General features: G+C 69.4%; 14 protein-coding genes and 1 pseudogene. 8 read left to right on the forward strand and 7 right to left on the reverse strand.

What is annotated here, in order from left to right:
* Positions 1-179: 179 nt before the first annotated feature.
* Both AC1DZ6_RS05095 and AC1DZ6_RS05100 read right to left on the reverse strand, forming a co-directional pair.
* Positions 180-890 (reverse strand): NIPSNAP family protein, encoded by a 711-nt coding sequence (locus AC1DZ6_RS05095; protein ID WP_477096105.1) that lies wholly within the window; start codon positions 888-890, stop codon positions 180-182.
* The gene (locus AC1DZ6_RS05100) at positions 887-1,378 is read right to left on the reverse strand and encodes a DUF1579 domain-containing protein (protein ID WP_477096106.1); all 492 of its coding nucleotides are present in this window, start codon (positions 1,376-1,378) and stop codon (positions 887-889) included. The genes AC1DZ6_RS05095 and AC1DZ6_RS05100 overlap by 4 nt, the downstream gene beginning before the upstream one ends.
* A gap of 88 nt (positions 1,379-1,466) precedes the next feature.
* Here AC1DZ6_RS05100 and AC1DZ6_RS05105 point away from each other — a divergent pair, with 88 nt between their 5' ends.
* Positions 1,467-2,432, forward strand: coding sequence for a helix-turn-helix transcriptional regulator (locus AC1DZ6_RS05105; RefSeq protein ID WP_477096107.1), 966 nt, complete (start codon positions 1,467-1,469; stop codon positions 2,430-2,432).
* Here the strand turns inward: AC1DZ6_RS05105 and mfd are convergent.
* Both mfd and AC1DZ6_RS05115 read right to left on the reverse strand, forming a co-directional pair.
* Entirely contained in the window at positions 2,429-5,893 is a 3,465-nt protein-coding gene (gene mfd, locus AC1DZ6_RS05110) for a transcription-repair coupling factor (protein ID WP_477096108.1), read from the reverse strand. The genes AC1DZ6_RS05105 and mfd overlap by 4 nt on opposite strands.
* A gap of 80 nt (positions 5,894-5,973) precedes the next feature.
* Positions 5,974-6,267, reverse strand: coding sequence for an FAD assembly factor SdhE (locus AC1DZ6_RS05115; protein WP_477096109.1), 294 nt, complete (start codon positions 6,265-6,267; stop codon positions 5,974-5,976).
* Positions 6,268-6,348: 81 nt separating this feature from the next.
* Here AC1DZ6_RS05115 and AC1DZ6_RS05120 point away from each other — a divergent pair, with 81 nt between their 5' ends.
* The 6 genes from AC1DZ6_RS05120 (at position 6,349) to mazG (ending at position 12,389) form a co-directional block, all read left to right on the forward strand.
* Entirely contained in the window at positions 6,349-7,809 is a 1,461-nt protein-coding gene (locus AC1DZ6_RS05120; protein WP_477096110.1) for a cobyric acid synthase, read from the forward strand.
* Positions 7,806-8,318, forward strand: coding sequence for a GNAT family N-acetyltransferase (locus AC1DZ6_RS05125; RefSeq protein WP_477096111.1), 513 nt, complete (start codon positions 7,806-7,808; stop codon positions 8,316-8,318). The genes AC1DZ6_RS05120 and AC1DZ6_RS05125 overlap by 4 nt, the downstream gene beginning before the upstream one ends.
* A gap of 74 nt (positions 8,319-8,392) precedes the next feature.
* A complete protein-coding gene (gene nhaA, locus AC1DZ6_RS05130; RefSeq protein WP_477096112.1) occupies positions 8,393-9,586 on the forward strand; it encodes a Na+/H+ antiporter NhaA in 1,194 nt (397 codons plus the stop codon).
* 14 nt (positions 9,587-9,600) lie between these two features.
* Positions 9,601-10,086 (forward strand): hypothetical protein, encoded by a 486-nt coding sequence (locus AC1DZ6_RS05135; RefSeq protein ID WP_477096113.1) that lies wholly within the window; start codon positions 9,601-9,603, stop codon positions 10,084-10,086.
* A gap of 94 nt (positions 10,087-10,180) precedes the next feature.
* Positions 10,181-11,569 (forward strand): MFS transporter, encoded by a 1,389-nt coding sequence (locus AC1DZ6_RS05140; protein WP_477096114.1) that lies wholly within the window; start codon positions 10,181-10,183, stop codon positions 11,567-11,569.
* On the forward strand, positions 11,532-12,389 hold the full coding sequence (mazG, locus tag AC1DZ6_RS05145; RefSeq protein WP_477096115.1) for a nucleoside triphosphate pyrophosphohydrolase: 858 nt from the start codon (positions 11,532-11,534) through the stop codon (positions 12,387-12,389). Before AC1DZ6_RS05140 ends, mazG begins: the two co-directional genes overlap by 38 nt.
* On the opposite strand, the gene AC1DZ6_RS05150 is transcribed toward mazG, so the two are convergent.
* Positions 12,386-13,228: a helix-turn-helix transcriptional regulator gene (locus AC1DZ6_RS05150; protein ID WP_477096116.1), complete on the reverse strand. Its 843-nt coding sequence runs from the start codon at positions 13,226-13,228 to the stop codon at positions 12,386-12,388. The genes mazG and AC1DZ6_RS05150 overlap by 4 nt on opposite strands.
* 78 nt (positions 13,229-13,306) lie before the next feature.
* Between AC1DZ6_RS05150 and AC1DZ6_RS05155 the strand changes: the two genes are divergently transcribed.
* Positions 13,307-14,200 (forward strand): SDR family oxidoreductase, encoded by an 894-nt coding sequence (locus tag AC1DZ6_RS05155; protein ID WP_477096117.1) that lies wholly within the window; start codon positions 13,307-13,309, stop codon positions 14,198-14,200.
* Here AC1DZ6_RS05155 and AC1DZ6_RS05160 read toward each other — a convergent pair.
* Together AC1DZ6_RS05160 and AC1DZ6_RS05165 are read right to left on the reverse strand one after the other, a co-directional pair.
* Positions 14,197-14,745 carry a lysozyme gene (locus AC1DZ6_RS05160; RefSeq protein ID WP_477096118.1) on the reverse strand — a complete coding sequence of 183 codons (549 nt, stop codon included), beginning with the start codon at positions 14,743-14,745 and terminating at the stop codon, positions 14,197-14,199. The two genes, AC1DZ6_RS05155 and AC1DZ6_RS05160, sit on opposite strands and share 4 nt — an antisense overlap.
* 65 nt (positions 14,746-14,810) lie before the next feature.
* Positions 14,811-15,286: pseudogene (locus AC1DZ6_RS05165) on the reverse strand (GTPase HflX); the annotation flags it as partial.

Consider the following 15,286-nt stretch of genomic DNA (forward strand, 5'->3'; position numbering starts at 1 on the left):
CGCCAGGGCACAGGCGCTGATGGACATGGCCCCAGTCGCGCACCGCGTCCCAGACCTGTTCGGGCGCCAGCGCGACGACGACGGACTTGGTGATCGTGGCCATGGGAAATCTCCTCTCGAGGTTTTCCCGACTCTGGCAAATCCGCGCCGCGTCGGCTGGCGGGATCCGGACGCGGTCATCACAGCCGCGAGCGGGCCGTCGGCGCCAGGCGAAGGCGCTGGATCACGCCTCGCCTGGACACGACGCCGAACCCATCGCCCAGCCCGGCCCGCTCGGCGCGGACCAGATGGTCCGCAAAGGCTTCCACATCGGCGAAGCGGCCGACCCAGGCCAGCAACTGCTCGCCCTCCCGGACCGGCAGGCGCGGAAAGGTGTTCTCGGCCGTCTCCGAGACCATCCAGCCCAGGACCTCGGCTCCAGCGGCTTCCAGGGCGGGGCGGGCGTCATGCTCGAACCGATCGGCGAAGTCGGGCGGCGGCGGACCGTCCAGGGCCTGGATCGTCAAGCCGATCAGGGGCTTGGGCCCCGAGAGGGCTCCAGCCGGCCGGCGGGGCGGCAGGTCGAGCCGCGCGGCCGCGACCGGCGGCTTCAGCAGCAGGACATCGTCGTTGTCGGCGAGCGTGGCGTTGGCCGCCTCGCGATGAGCCTGCCAGATCGGACCGCCGTAGAAGGCCTCCAGCGCGACTTTGCGGGCCTCCATGCCGTCAAAGCCGCGCATCCAGACGAAGTGGCCGGGCGCGTCGAGGTCGCGGAATTGGCCCAGCAGGCTCATGCCCTCGGCTTCCTGGCTCTCGACGAACTCGCGCTCGAACAGGTCGATCAGTTCGTCGCGACGGCCCGGCTTCATCCGGTACTGGCGCAGTTCGATCACGGCTTGGTCCAGGCTCATGCCGCGTCCTCCGCCCGGGTGAAGTCCATGATCCAGTTGGCCTCCCAGGTCACGCCGTCGTCCAGCGAGAAGCTCTGGGTCCAGCGGGCCGAGCGCGGCGTGATGTCGGACCAGACGTAGCGGGCGCGAACCCGCCGGTCGCCGTCGACGTCGTCGCCCTCGAACAGGCCGACGCGGTCCCTGAAACTCCCGGTCACCGGCGGCCGCAGGCGGCCCTCAAGACTGCTGATCCACCAGATCGACCACAGGCCGGTGGCCAGGTCGAAGCTGCGCAGGGAGACGCCGGAAAAGCCGCGCTCGGGCATGGCGATCTCCTCGACATTGACCAGCCCGCCCAGGCGCGGCTCACAGGTGGCCGTGGCGTCGAACATGTCCCAGTCCTGGGAGCCGACGTGCCGCTGCTTCAGCCGGCGGTGGGCGATGCGCCAACGGCCATGCAGGAAGTCGAAGGCGTGGACGCCCTCAGGCGTCTGGTCGGAGGCGGTCATGCGGGGCCTTTCATCGAATGCGACGAAGGCTGTGTAGGCGCGCCTACCTGACATCTATTGTCAGGTATTTTCGGCTAGGATCGAAAACATGCGCTCAAGCCGCCTGCTCTCGATCCTGATGCTGCTGCAGACCCGGGGCCGCCTCACCGCCGAGGTGCTGGCGGAGGAGTTCGAGGTCTCGGTGCGCACCATCTATCGCGACATCGACGCCCTGAGCCTGTCGGGCGCGCCGGTCTATGCCGATCGCGGCCCGGGCGGCGGCTTCGCCCTGCTGGACGGCTATCGCACGCGCCTGACCGGTTTGACCGACGCGGAGGCCGAAACCCTGTTCCTCGGCGGCCTGGCGGGGCCCGCCGCCCAACTGGGCCTTTCCGAGGTGATGGCCAACACCCAGCTTAAGCTGCTGGCCGCCCTGCCCGCCGAACGCCAGGCCGCCGCCGAGCGGATTTCCAGCCGCTTCCATCTGGACCCAGTCGGCTGGTACCGCGACGCCGAGGAGGCCGCCCGCCTGCCGGCCCTGGCCCAGGCGGTCTGGACCTGCCGGCGGATCGCGGTGCGCTACGACAGCTGGAAGGGCGTGGTCGATCGGACGCTGTCGCCGCTGGGTCTGATCCTCAAGGGCGGGACTTGGTACCTGGCGGCGCTGGCCTCCGGCCGCGAGCCCCGGATCTATCGCGTCTCAAACATCCAGGCCCTGACCGTGGGCGACGAAACGTTCGAGCGCCCGGCCGATTTCGATCTCGAAGCCTTCTGGACCGCCTCGACCCAGCGCTTCGAGGCCGAGATCTTCACCGGCGAGGCCCGCCTGCGCCTGAGCCGCGCGGGCCTCAAGCGTCTGTCCTATCTGGGCGCGACCCAGGCGAGGATCGCGGCCGAGGCGCTGGCGACGCTGGACGGCGAGACCTGTGAGGTCAGCGTCCCGATCGAGTCCATCGACCACGCGGCCGCCGACTTCCTGCGCCTGGGCGTCGAGGCGCAGGTGCTGGAGCCGCCCGCGCTGCGCGAACGCCTGCGCCGGACAGCGGCTGGGCTGGCGGCGCTCTACGCCGACTAGACCTTCGCCAGCTTGACCAACTGCGTCAGGATCTTCTCCGCCGCGTCCAGCCGTTGGGCCGGCGTGTCCCACTCGCCCTTGACCACGACCTTCTGGTCGGGACGCACCTTCCAGACGATGTTGTTCTTGGCCACGAATTGCATCAGGGCCAGTGGCTCGGCATAGATGTCGTTGCGGAAGCTGGCGACCGCGCCCTTGGGGCCGACGTCGATCTTGGCGACATTGGCCTCGCGGCACAGGCCCTTGATGGCGACCACCTTGAGCAGGCTGTCGGTCTCGGGCGGCAGCGGGCCGAAACGGTCGATCATCTCGGCGGCCAGGGCCTCGCGATCGGCCGCCTTCTCGGCTTCCGACAGGCGGCGATAGAGCGACAGGCGCACGTTGAGGTCGGGCACGTAGTCGTCGGGGATCATCACGGCCGCGCCGGTGTTGATCTGAGGCGACCAGCCCCGGTCCTCCAGCAGGGCCTCGGCCCCCTGGCGCTCGCGCAGCTCGGCGACGGCGTCCTCCAGCATCTGCTGGTACAGCTCGACGCCGATCTCCTTAATGTGGCCGCTCTGCTCGTCGCCCAGCAGGTTGCCGCCGCCGCGCTGGTCCAGGTCGTGGCTGGCCAGCTGGAAGCCGGCGCCCAGGCTGTCGAGCGACTGCAGCACCTTCAGGCGCTTCTCGGCCGACAGGGTGATCTGCTTCTCGTTGGGCGTGGTCAGATAGGCGTAGGCCCGAGCCTTCGAACGGCCGACCCGGCCCCGGATCTGGTAGAGCTGGGCCAGGCCGAACATGTCGGCGCGGTGAACGATCAGGGTGTTGGCGGACGGGATGTCCAGGCCGCTCTCGACGATGGTGGTCGCAAGCAGCACGTCGTACTGGCCCTCATAGAAGGCCGTCATCACGTCTTCCAGCTGGGTCGGGGCCATCTGGCCGTGGCCGACCACGTACTTGACCTCGGGCACCTGGGTGCGGAGGAACTTCTCGATGTCCTCCAGGTCCTTGATGCGCGGCACCACGTAATAGGCCTGGCCGCCRCGATACTTCTCGCGCAGCAGGGCCTCGCGCAGGGTGACCGGGTCGAACGGGCTGATGTAGGTGCGCACCGCCAGGCGATCGACCGGCGGGGTGGCGATGATCGACATCTCGCGGATGCCCGACAGCGCCATCTGCAGCGTGCGCGGGATCGGCGTGGCGGTCAGGGTCAGCATGTGCACGTCGGCGCGAAGCTCCTTGAGCTTCTCCTTGTGCTTGACCCCGAAGTGCTGCTCCTCGTCGACGATGACCAGGCCCAGGTCCTTGAACGACACCTGCTTGGACAGGATGGCGTGGGTGCCGACCACGATCTCGAACTGGCCGTTGGCCAGGCCGTCGCGGGTCTCGGCGGCCTCCTTGCCGGTGACCAGGCGCGACAGGCGGGTGATCTTGACCGGCCAGCCCTGGAAGCGGTCCTTGAAGGTCTTGTAGTGCTGGCGGGCCAGAAGCGTGGTCGGGCAGACGATGGCCACCTGCTTGCCGCTCATCGCCACCACGAAGGCGGCGCGCAGAGCCACCTCGGTCTTGCCGAAGCCGACGTCGCCGCAGATCAGGCGGTCCATCGGCTTGCCCGAGCCCAGGTCCTCCAGCACGTCGGCGATGGCCGACAGCTGGTCGTCGGTTTCCTCGTAGGGGAAGCGGGCGCAGAACTCGTCGAACACGCCGTGCGGCGGGTCGGTCTCTTCCACCGACTTCAGCTGGCGGGCGGCGGCGATCTGGATCAGGCCCTCGGCCATGATCCGCAGCCGTTCCTTGGCCTTGGACTTGCGCCCTTGCCAGGCCGCGCCGCCCAGCTTGTCCAGCTGAACGTTCTCGGCGTCGGTCCCGTAGCGGGTCAGCAGGTCAATGTTCTCGACCGGCAGATAGAGCTTGGCCTCGCCGCCGTACAGCAGGTCCAGGCAGTCGTGCGGCGCGCCCTGGACGTCGAGGGTTTTCAGGCCTTCGTAGCGGCCGATGCCGTGGTCGATGTGGACGACCAGGTCGCCGGGCGTCAGGGCGCTGGCCTCGGCCAGGAAGTTGGCGGCGCGGCGCTTCTTGCGCGGCCGGGCCAGGCGGTCGCCGAGGATGTCGGTTTCGGAGATGACGACCAGGTTCTCGGTCTCGAAACCGTTGTCCAGCGGCAGGACCACGCGCTGGGGGGTCTTGGGATCGTTGGCCTTGGCCGCCTGCCAATAGGCGGCGTACGGGACCTTCTTCAGGCCGTGGTCGGCCAGCATGGTCCCCAGGCGCTCGGACGAGCCCTCGGACCACGAGGCGAACAGCACCCGCTTGCCCTGCCCCGCCAGTGACGTGGCGTGGTCGGCCGTGGCCTGGAACAGGTTGACGCTGTCTTGGGCCCGTTCGGCGGCGAAGGTGCGGCCCAGCTTCGCGCCCATGTCGACGACGTCCAGGCCCTGGGGCTGGAACGGCGTGAACTTGCGGTTGGCGCGGTCGTCGACGGCCTGGTCCCATTCGGCGGCGGTCAGGTAGAGGGCGTCGGGCTTCAGCGGACGATAGGCCGACTTGCGGTCGGCCGAGGCGCGGGCGTCATAGGCGTCTGCGATCATCGCCAGGCGCTCGTCGCGGCTCTCGGTGACCTGATGGTCGATGCCGATCAGCGCGCCGTCCGGCAGATAGTCGAACAGGGTGGCCATCCGCTCATAGAACAGCGGCAGCCAGTGCTCCAGGCCGGCGCGGCGGCCGCCCTCGCTGACCGTGGCGTACAGCGCATCGTCGCCGGGCGCCCCGAATTCGCGGATGTAGCCCGAGCGGAACCGCGAAATGCCCTCCTTGTCGAGCAGGGCCTCGCTGACCGGCAGCAGCTGGATTTCGCGCAGCTGCTTGGTCGAGCGCTGGGTTTCGGGATCGAAGGCGCGAATGCTTTCAAGGGTGTCGCCGAACAGGTCCAGCCGCACCGGCTCCTCGGCGGCGGGCGGATAGACGTCGATGACCCCGCCCCGGATCGCGAACTCGCCCCGCTCCGACACGGTGGAGGCGCGGACATAGCCGTTGATCGCGAAATAGCGCTCGAGATCGGCGACATCGACCACGCCGCCGACCTTGGCCGAATAGCTGGCGCGCAGCAGAACGGTCTTCTCGGGCACGCGCTGCAGCAGGGCCGGCGCGGCGGTGACCAGGATGGCCGGCTTGTCCTTGCCCAGGCCCTGGGCCAGACGGTGCAAGGTGGCCATCCGCGTGGCCGCGACGCCGGCCGACGGACCGATGCGGTCATAGGGCAGGCAGTCCCACGACGGGAACAGCACGGCCTCGATCTCGGGCGCGAAGAACTTCAGGGCGTCGATGAAGGCGCTGGCCCGGGCGGTGTCGCGGGCCACGAAGGCGGTCAGGCCGCCGCGCGAGCGGGCGATGTCGGCCATGACCAGGGCGTCGAAACCCTCCGGCGCGCCGGCCAGGGTCAGGCCCCCCGAGGCCTTGGCGATCTGTTTGGCGTCGTAGGCCATGGAGACTCTTCAAAGAGTGGTCAGCGACAACGCCGCCGGTACTGATGCTGTTGCCTGAAAACGGTCCGAAGCCGGAGCCGCTACATCCCGTCGCCGATCGGCCGAACCGCGTGCGCCTCGTAGCGGAAGGTCTTGATCAGGGTCAGGACGTCAGTGTCGAACTTGGCCGGGGTCGGCTCCTGGCCGACGATCCAGGCGTAGATCTCGCGATCCGACTCCTCCATCAGCGTTTCGAAGGTGTCGAGCTGCTCCGGAGTCAACTTCGGGCCATGGGTGTCCGCGAACGGCCCCAGAATGAGGTCCGCTTCCCGAAATCCGCGATGCCAGGCCCGGAACTTCAGCCGCCGGAGGCGGGAGTCGTGATCGATGGTCATGTGACCGGGGATATAGAGCGCCCAAAGCCCTTGCGCCAGCGGCGGATTGACCCTGACCGAACGGCGCTATAGGCGCGGGGCATGGCGTCATTGATGATCCAGGGCTGCGGCTCCGACGTAGGCAAGTCCACCCTGGTGGCGGGCCTGTGCCGGCTGTTCGCCAATCGTGGCCTGATCGTGCGGCCGTTCAAGCCGCAGAACATGTCCAACAACGCCGCCGTCACCGCCGACGGGGGCGAGATCGGCCGGGCCCAGGCCCTGCAGGCGCTGGCTTGCCGCACGCCGCCGACCGTCCACATGAATCCGGTGCTGCTGAAGCCCCAGAGCGATGTCGGGGCCCAGGTGGTGGTGAGGGGCAAGGTGATCGGGGCCTACAAGGCCCGCGCCTTCCAGGGGCTGAAGCCCGACCTGCTGGACACCACGGTCGAGAGCTATCGCCTGCTGGCCGCCGAGGCGGACCTGGTGCTGGTCGAGGGCGCGGGCAGTCCGGCCGAGACCAACCTGCGCAAGGGCGACATCGCCAACATGGGCTTCGCCCACGCCGCCGACGTGCCCGTCGCCCTGGTCGGCGACATAGACCGCGGCCATGTGATCGCCGCCCTGGCCGGGGCGCATCTGGTGCTGGACGCGGCGGATCGCGACCGCATCAAGGGCTTCATCATCAACAAGTTCCGCGGCGATCCTTCGCTGTTCGATGAAGGCCGGCGCGAGATCGTCGCCCGCACCGGCTGGCCCGACTTGGGCATGGCGCCGTGGCTGGCCTCGGCCCGCGCCCTGCCCGCCGAGGACGCCGTGGTGCTGGAGCGGCCGGTGCGGGCTGGCGGCGACACGCGGGTGCGGATCGTCGTGCCGATGCTGTCGCGGATCGCCAATTTCGACGAGTTCGACCCGCTGCGCGCCGATCCGGACATCGACTTCGCGTTTCTGCCGCCGGGAACGCCCGTGCCCGGCGACGCGGATCTGGTGATCCTCCCGGGCACCAAGGCGACCTTGGCGGACCTGGCCTTCCTGCGCGCCCAGGGCTGGGACATCGACATCCTGGCCCATGTGCGGCGCGGCGGGCGAGTGCTGGGGGTCTGCGGCGGCTATCAGATGCTGGGCAAGACCGTGTCGGACCCCGAGGGGATCGAGGGCGCGCCGGGGTCGGCCGCAGGCCTGGGGCTGCTGGACGTCGAGACCGTGCTGCAGGGCGACAAGGTGCTGCGGGCGACGTCGGGCCGTCTCGTCGACAGCGACGCCGTCTTCTCGGGCTACGAGATGCATATCGGCCGGACAACCGGCCCAGGAACGGCGACCCCGATGCTGGTCTTCGACGGCGGCGCCGTGGACGGCGCCATCTCGGCCGACGGCCGGGTCGCGGGCGCCTATGTCCACGGCCTGTTCGAGCGCGGCGAGGCCCGCGCGGCGCTGCTGGCGCCGCTGGGCCTGGCGATGACGCCGCGCGATCACGCGGCCACGGTCGACGCGGCGCTGGATGAGATCGCGGCGATGCTGGAACAGTCGCTCGACATCGAGGCCATCGCCCGGATCRCGCGGCTGTGAGCGCCGACCGGTTCGCGAGCGAGGCGGACGAGGTTCGGCTGCGTCCCTGGCGCGCCGCGGACCGCGAACGGGGCGAGGCGCTGTTCGACAGCAACACGCCGGGATACTTCGCCGCGATCGAGAAGCCGGACTTCCTGGGTTTCGTGGATGACCTGCAAGGCCCCTATTTCGTGCTGGAGACCCTGGCCGGCGAAGCCTTGGGCTGCGGCGGCTACGCCCGCCAGCCCAAGGCGCCGTCGGTCGCCGCCCTGTGCTGGGGCATGGTGCGCGGCGACCTGCACGGGCGTCGGCTGGGCGAGCGCCTGCTGACCGAACGCCTGGCGTTGATCGCCGCCGATCCGACGTTCGAGACCGTGGACATCCAGACCACCCAGCACAGCCGAGGATTCTTCGCGCGGTACGGCTTCGTCGAGACCGCCCATATGCCGGACGGCTTCGCGCCGGGCATGGACCGGGTGGACATGACCTTGCGGCTGGACGCCTATCGCAGGCGCCAAGGGCGGCGCTGACGTCGGTTTCGCTGGCGTCCGGCTTAGGCGCCGCGTCAAGATCGACCGGACGATTCTTCCGCGAGGCCCGCTACATGACGACCGCCCATCCCCGTGGAATCTCGGCCCTGCGCGCCTTCCTCAAGAGCGAGTCCGCCGGCGGGCTGCTGTTGATGGGTTCAGCGGCCCTGGCGCTGATCGTYGCCAATTCGCCGCTGGCCGACGGCTATTTCCACGCCCTGCACGTCTATGTCGGCGGCCTGAGCGTGGGCCACTGGGTCAATGACGGGCTGATGGCGGTGTTCTTTCTGCTGGTGGGGCTGGAGATCAAGCGCGAGACCGTCGACGGCGAACTCTCCAGCTGGTCGCGGCGGGTGCTGCCGGGCGTCGCGGCCATGGGCGGGATGATCGTTCCGGCCCTGATCTATGTGGCGGTCAATCTGCAGACCCCGGCCAATCTGCGCGGCTGGGCCATCCCGGCGGCCACCGACATCGCCTTCGCCCTGGGGGTGCTGTCGCTTCTGGGGCCGCGCGTGCCGGCCTCGCTGAAGATCTTCCTGGCCGCCCTGGCCATCATCGACGACCTGGGCGCGATCCTGATCATCGCCGTCTTCTACACCGATCACCTGACCCTCTGGGCGCTTGGCGGCGCGGCGGCCGCCTTGGCCGTGCTAGTGACGATGAACCGCCTGAAGGTGATGAGCCTGTGGCCCTATCTCCTTGTCGGTGCTGGGCTTTGGTTCTTCTTCCTCAAGTCCGGCGTGCACGCCACCCTGGCCGGGGTGATCCTGGCCATGACCATTCCGATCACCAAGTCGCCCGCCCGTCCGGACGACGAGCATTCGCCGCTGCACCGGCTGGAGCACGGGCTGGCGCCGTGGGTGGGGTATCTGGTCGTGCCGATCTTCGGCTTCGCCAACGCCGGCGTCGCCCTGGGTCAGGTCGGCCTGGCCGAGCTGACCGCGCCCGCCACCCTGGGCGCCGCGCTGGGCCTGTTCCTGGGCAAGGTGATCGGGGTGGGCCTGTTCTGTCTGATGGCGATCAAGCTGGGCTGGGCCCAGCGGCCGAGCGGCGCGTCCTGGACCCAGCTGTTCGGCGTCTCGGCCCTGTGCGGCATCGGCTTCACCATGAGCCTGTTCATCAACAACCTGGCCTTCAACGCCGAGATCCTGCGGGACGAGACCAAGATCGGCGTGCTGGTCGGCTCGCTGCTGTCGGCCCTGCTCGGCTGGCTGGCGTTCAGCCTGGCGCCGCGCCCGCGCAGCCCCCACATTTCGAGTGAAGCCTGATTCAGGAGCCAGCCATGCGCGCCGCCCTCGTTTCCGCCATTCTGCTGCTGAGCGCGGCCCAGCCCGCCCTCGCCGCTCCTGTCGTTTCGTCCGTCAAGGTCACGATCGGCCCCGCCCTGGCCGAGAAGGTCGATGATATCGGCGCCCGCGACCTCGACTTCCTGACCACCGAACTGCGCCGATCCGTCGAGAAGCGGATCCCGACGACCGCTGGCGGCGGCGTCCTGACCCTGGTCATCGACGACGCCCGGCCCAACCGGCCCACACCGCAGCAACTGATGACCACCCAAGGCCTGTCGATGGAAAGCTTCGGCATCGGCGGGGCGAAGATCAGCGGCGACTATGTCGATCCGGCCGGCCGGCGCACGCCGATCGCCTACAGCTGGTACGGCGACGACATCCGCTGGGCGCGCTACGGCTCGACCTGGCAGGACGCGGACGACGCCTTCGACCGCCTGGCCGGTCGTCTGGCCAAGGATCAGTTCAGCGGCGGGCGTTAAACGCGCGTTCGCGACAACTCTTGCCAGCGGCGCCGACACGGCGTCTGATCACTGTTCATGAACGCGGCGGCAGTCCGCGATCGGCGAGGAACGCATGACCGGACGGCGCTCATCCTGGACCCTGGCGGCCTTCGCCGCGCCTTGCCTGCCGCTGGCCGCCCTGGGCCTGCCACTGGTGGTCTATCTGCCCGAATACTACGTCAGCGAGTTGGGTCTTTCCCTGTCGGTGGTCGGCGCGGCCTTCCTGCTGGTGCGGGTGGCCGACATCATCCTGGACCCGATCCTGGGCGGCATGATGGATCGCACCCGAACCCGGATCGGCCGCTTCAGGCCCTGGCTGGCGGCGGGCGCGCCGGTGCTGATGGTGGCGGCCTACTTCCTGTTCATGGCCAAGCCCGGGATCGGACCGTTCTATCTCTGGGCTTGGCTGATCGTCTGTTACGTCGGCTATTCGATGGCGGTGCTTTCGCACACGGCCTGGGGCGCGGTGCTGTCGCCGGACTACCAGCAGCGCTCGCGGGTCTATGGCTGGTGGAGCGCCGGCAACGTGGTCGGCATGATCCTGGTGCTGGTGCTGCCGCCCATCCTGGCCAAGGTCTATGCCGGCGACCACGCCGCCGGGATCCGGGGCATGGGCTGGTTCATCATCGTCCTGCTGCCGGTGACCTTCCTGCTGGCCATGGGCGTGGTCGGCGAGACCAATGTCCCGCCGGTCAAGCACGCGGCCGGCCTGCGGCAATATCTGGGCATGATCAAGCGCCCATCGGTGCAGATCCTGCTGTTCGCCGACCTGCTGATGGGCCTGGCGCCGGGCATCGGCGGGGCGCTGTTCTTCTTCTTCTTCGAGCGCATCAAGGGCTTCGACAAGGCCTCGGCCGGCATCCTGCTGCTGATCTATTTCGTCGCCGCCCTGGGCGGTTCGCCGATCTGGCCGTATCTGGCCAAGAAGATCGGCAAGCATAGGGCCCTGGCCGTGGCCGCGGTGATCTACGCCGTCTTCCAGGTGGCCGCCTGCTTCACGCCCCGGGGCATGAGCGTGGTCGGCACCCTCTCACTGGTCCTGGCCGGCCTGCCCTACTCCGCCGCCCCGCTGCTGGTGCGCTCGATGATGGCTGACCTGGGCGACGAGGAGCGGCTGGCCAGCGGCGTCGACCGCACCGGCCTGCTGTACGCCATCGTCAACGGCACGGTGAAGCTGGGCTACGCCCTGGCCATCGGCGTGTTCATCCTGCTGGCCAAGCTGGGCTTCGACCCCAAGGTTCCCAGCGAGCAAGGCGACCTGGCCCTGATCGCGCTCTACGCGGTGGCGCCGGCGGTGCTGGGCCTGCTGGTGTGCGCGATCATCCTGCGCTATCCGCTGGACGCGACCGCCCATGCCGAGATCCGCCGTCAGCTCGACGAACGGGACGCGGCCGAGCCCCTCCCCAGTCCGAGCCCGGAACCGCATGTCGCCCCTCTCGCCGCCCCCCAAAGAAACGCCTAAGGGCTCGCCGCTGAATGATCCTCGCGAGAAGGATCAGCACCCGCTCTTCACGCTGATCGACATCATGGCCAAGCTGCGCGATCCCGACGGCGGTTGTCCGTGGGATCAGGAGCAGACCTTCGCCACCGTCGCGCCCTACACGGTCGAGGAGGCCTACGAGGTCGCCGACGCCATCGAGCGGGGCGACCTCTCCGACCTGAAGGAAGAGCTGGGCGACCTGTTGCTGCAGGTGGTGTTCCATTCGCGGATGGCCGAGGAGCAAGGCGTGTTCGACCTGGCCGCCGTCGCTTCGGCTATCAACGACAAGATGGTCCGCCGCCACCCGCATGTGTTCGGGGATCACGCCTACGAGGACAAGGCCGACCAGAACGCCGGCTGGGAGGCGCTGAAGGCCCAGGAACGCCAGGCCAAGGCCAAGGGCGGCGTGCTGGACGACGTGCCGGCCGGCCTTCCCGCCATGACCCGCGCCGTCAAGTTGACCAAGCGCGCCGCCCGGGTCGGCTTCGACTGGCCCTCGACCGACGAGGTGCTGGACAAGCTGGCCGAGGAGGTCGCCGAGCTGAAGGTCGAGATCGCGGCCGGCGACAAGGCCAAGGCCCGCGAGGAGCTGGGCGACCTGCTGTTCGTCGTCGCCAACCTGGCCCGCAAGCTGGACATCGAGCCCGAGGACGCCCTGCGCGCCACCAACGCCAAGTTCGCGCGGCGCTTCGCCTTCATTGAGGCCGAGTTGGCCAAGGACGGCCGGACGCCGGACCAGTCGGACCTGGCCGAGATGGACGGGCTGTGGGATGCGGCCAAGGCGGCGGAAAAGAACGTCTAGAGCGCCTCGACCAGCGCCCTGACCTTGGCGGCGTCCTCCGCCGTCGCCGGATTGTAGACGATCATGCCCAGGTCGGGTCGGCCATCGACCGCGAAGGCCGAGTATTCGAACGCCAGCGTCCCGGCCGTCGGATGGTGCAGGCGCTTGAGGCCCTCGCCGTAATGGCTGACGTCGTTGTGGGCCCATAGGCGCGAGAACTCCGGACTACGGGCCCGCAGTTCCTCGACCAGGGCCGCGACCGCCGGGTCGCCGTCGGCGCCGGCGCGAGCCACATCCGCGCGGAACGCCGCCGTCACGAAGCGCGCCACGCCATCCCAGTCGGCGTTGGCGGCCCGCACGGCCGGATCCAGGAAGATCCGCCGCAGGATGTTGCGCTCCTCCAGCGGCAAGGCGGCGTAGTCGGCCAGCACCACCGTGGCCGCGCGATTCCAGGCCACCACGTCCCAGGTGGCGGTCTTGACCATGGCGGGGATCGGATCGAGCGCGTCGAGCACGCGCTGCAGCCGAGGCGTCACGCCCTCGGACCGGCGGTAGCGCACCTCGGGCGGCCGCCCCAGGCCCAATAGGAACAGGTGCTCACGCTCGATGTCGGTCAACAGCAGGGCCCGAGCGATGCGGTCCAGCACGTCGCCCGACGGCGCCCCGCCCCGCCCCTGCTCCAGCCAGGTGTACCAGGTGGCGCTGATGCTGGCCCGCTGGGCCACCTCCTCGCGGCGCAGGCCGGGCGTGCGGCGACGTGGCCCTCCAAAACCCAAGGCCGACGCGTCCAGTCGGCCGCGGCGGTCGCGGAGGTAGGCGCCGAGACGCGCCTCGGTGGGCGATGTGAGGGCGGTAGGCATTATACCCGTATAAGATCCCAACTTTAACAGGATGAACTTAGGCGCTGTAATGGACGGATCAAAGTCCTGGAGCGTTTCATGCGTATTTTCGTTACCGGCGCGACCGGCTTCGTCGGCTCGGCCGTCGTTCAGGAACTCGTCACCCACGGCCATCAGGTGCTGGGACTTGTGCGTTCCGAGAGCGGCGCCCAGGCGCTGGAGGCGGCGGGCGCTCAGGTCCTGCACGGCAGTCTGGAGGACCAGACCGGCCTGACCCGCGCCGCCGCCTCGGCCGACGCGGTGATCCACACCGCCTTCAACCACGACTTCTCGCGCTTCGCCGAGAATTGCGATCTGGACCGCCGCGCCATCGAGGCGCTGGGCGCGGGCCTGGAAGGTTCGGGCAAGCCCTTGCTTGTCACCTCGGGCACCGCGCGGCTCGCCCCTGGCCGGCTGGCGCTTGAAACCGATCTGCCCAAGGAAGGGGTGGATGGCTATCCTCGTGTCTCGGAAGCGGCCGCCGCAGGCCTTTTGGAGAAGGGCGTCCGCGCCTCGGTCGTTCGGTTGGCCCCGTCCACCCACGGCGCGGGCGACCATGGCTTCGTGCCGATGCTGATCGACATCGCCCGCCGAACCGGCGTGTCGGCCTATCCGGGCGACGGACAGAACCGTTGGTCCGGCGTCCATCGCCACGACGCCGCGAAGGTCTATCGATCGGCCGTCGAGCGTGGGGTCGGCGGCGAGCGCTATCACGCCGTGGCCGAGGAAGGCGTGCCCTTCAGGGAGATCGCCGCGGTCATCGGCCGAGGGCTGGGCCTGCCGGTCGAAAGCCGGCCGCCCGAACACTTCGGCTGGTTCGCGATGTTCGCCGGCATGGACGCGGCCACCTCCAGCGCCTGGACGCGCCAAGTCTTGGACTGGGAGCCCACCGAGGTCGGCCTGATCGCCGATATCGAAGGGGCCGGCTATTTCGACCAACAGGCCACCGGCTAGAACGCCGGCCAGTCCTCCAGGTCGTCGATCTCGCGCCAAGCCCGCACGCAGGCGTTCACCGGATCCTTGCCCACGAAGATCGCCGCCTCGGCCCAGCGGCGGCGCAGCAGGCCGACCAGCGGCTTGCCGTTCTGGTTGATCCACTTGCGCATCTCGGCGGGCACGGCGGTCTTCTCGCCGGCGTTCAGCTTGCGCAGCAGGGTCGAGGTGCGCAGCGCGCCGTCGCCCAGATTGTAGGTCCACGAAATCAGGGCGGCGGCCTCGTAGGCCGCCAGTGGGGTGCGGACGCGGGTGTGCACGTCCTGGGCGGCGCGCTTCATGTCGCGCAGCAACAGCTTGACGGCCTGGGCCTCTGTGACGGGCGGGGTGGACGGCGTCACGGCCTTGCCGGCCGCGTCGCGGGTCGTGCCGTAGCCGATCGTCCAGGTGCCGCCCGGCAGCGCGCCGTTGTCGTCATAGGGCTGGGCGAAGAAGCCCTCCACCCGCTTGACGACGACCGTGGCGGCCGCCGGCACTGTCACACCGTCCCAGGGGTCGTTGGCCATGCTCGCGCTCCGAATGCGGGGTCGGAGTGTTCACCCGCAAGGCGAGCGCGGCAAGCCGGGAAAGATCAGTCGCCGGTCGCCATGATCCAGACGTCGGGAAACTGACGCTCGAACCGGCCCAGGGCCTGGGCGTCGAGGCGGGCGATCAGGCGCACGCCGCCCTCTTCCTCGTCGTCGCGGCTCTCCACCCGGCCGTTGCGGTAGATCCAGGCCAGGGCCTCGCCGTCCTTGGCCGCCAGGCGCACGGCGACCGGCGGCGTGTCATTGATCAGGCCCGCGACCCGACGCAACAGCTCGGCGCAACCTTCGCCGGTGACGGCCGAGACGGCTGACGCTTCCTGCCGCCGGGCCTGGCCGTCGAGGATCTCGCGGGCCTCGCCTCCGACCAGATCGATCTTGTTCCAGACCTCGATGAGGGTCTTGCCGCCTTCGGCCTCGCCGTCGTCGCCGAGCACCTTCAGCTCGGCCAGCACCTTCTGGACATCGCGGGCCTGGGCGTCGGTGTCGGGATTGGCCACGTCGCGCACGTGCAGCACCACGT

Source organism: Caulobacter sp. P1_B12_2 (genome assembly GCF_056406675.1).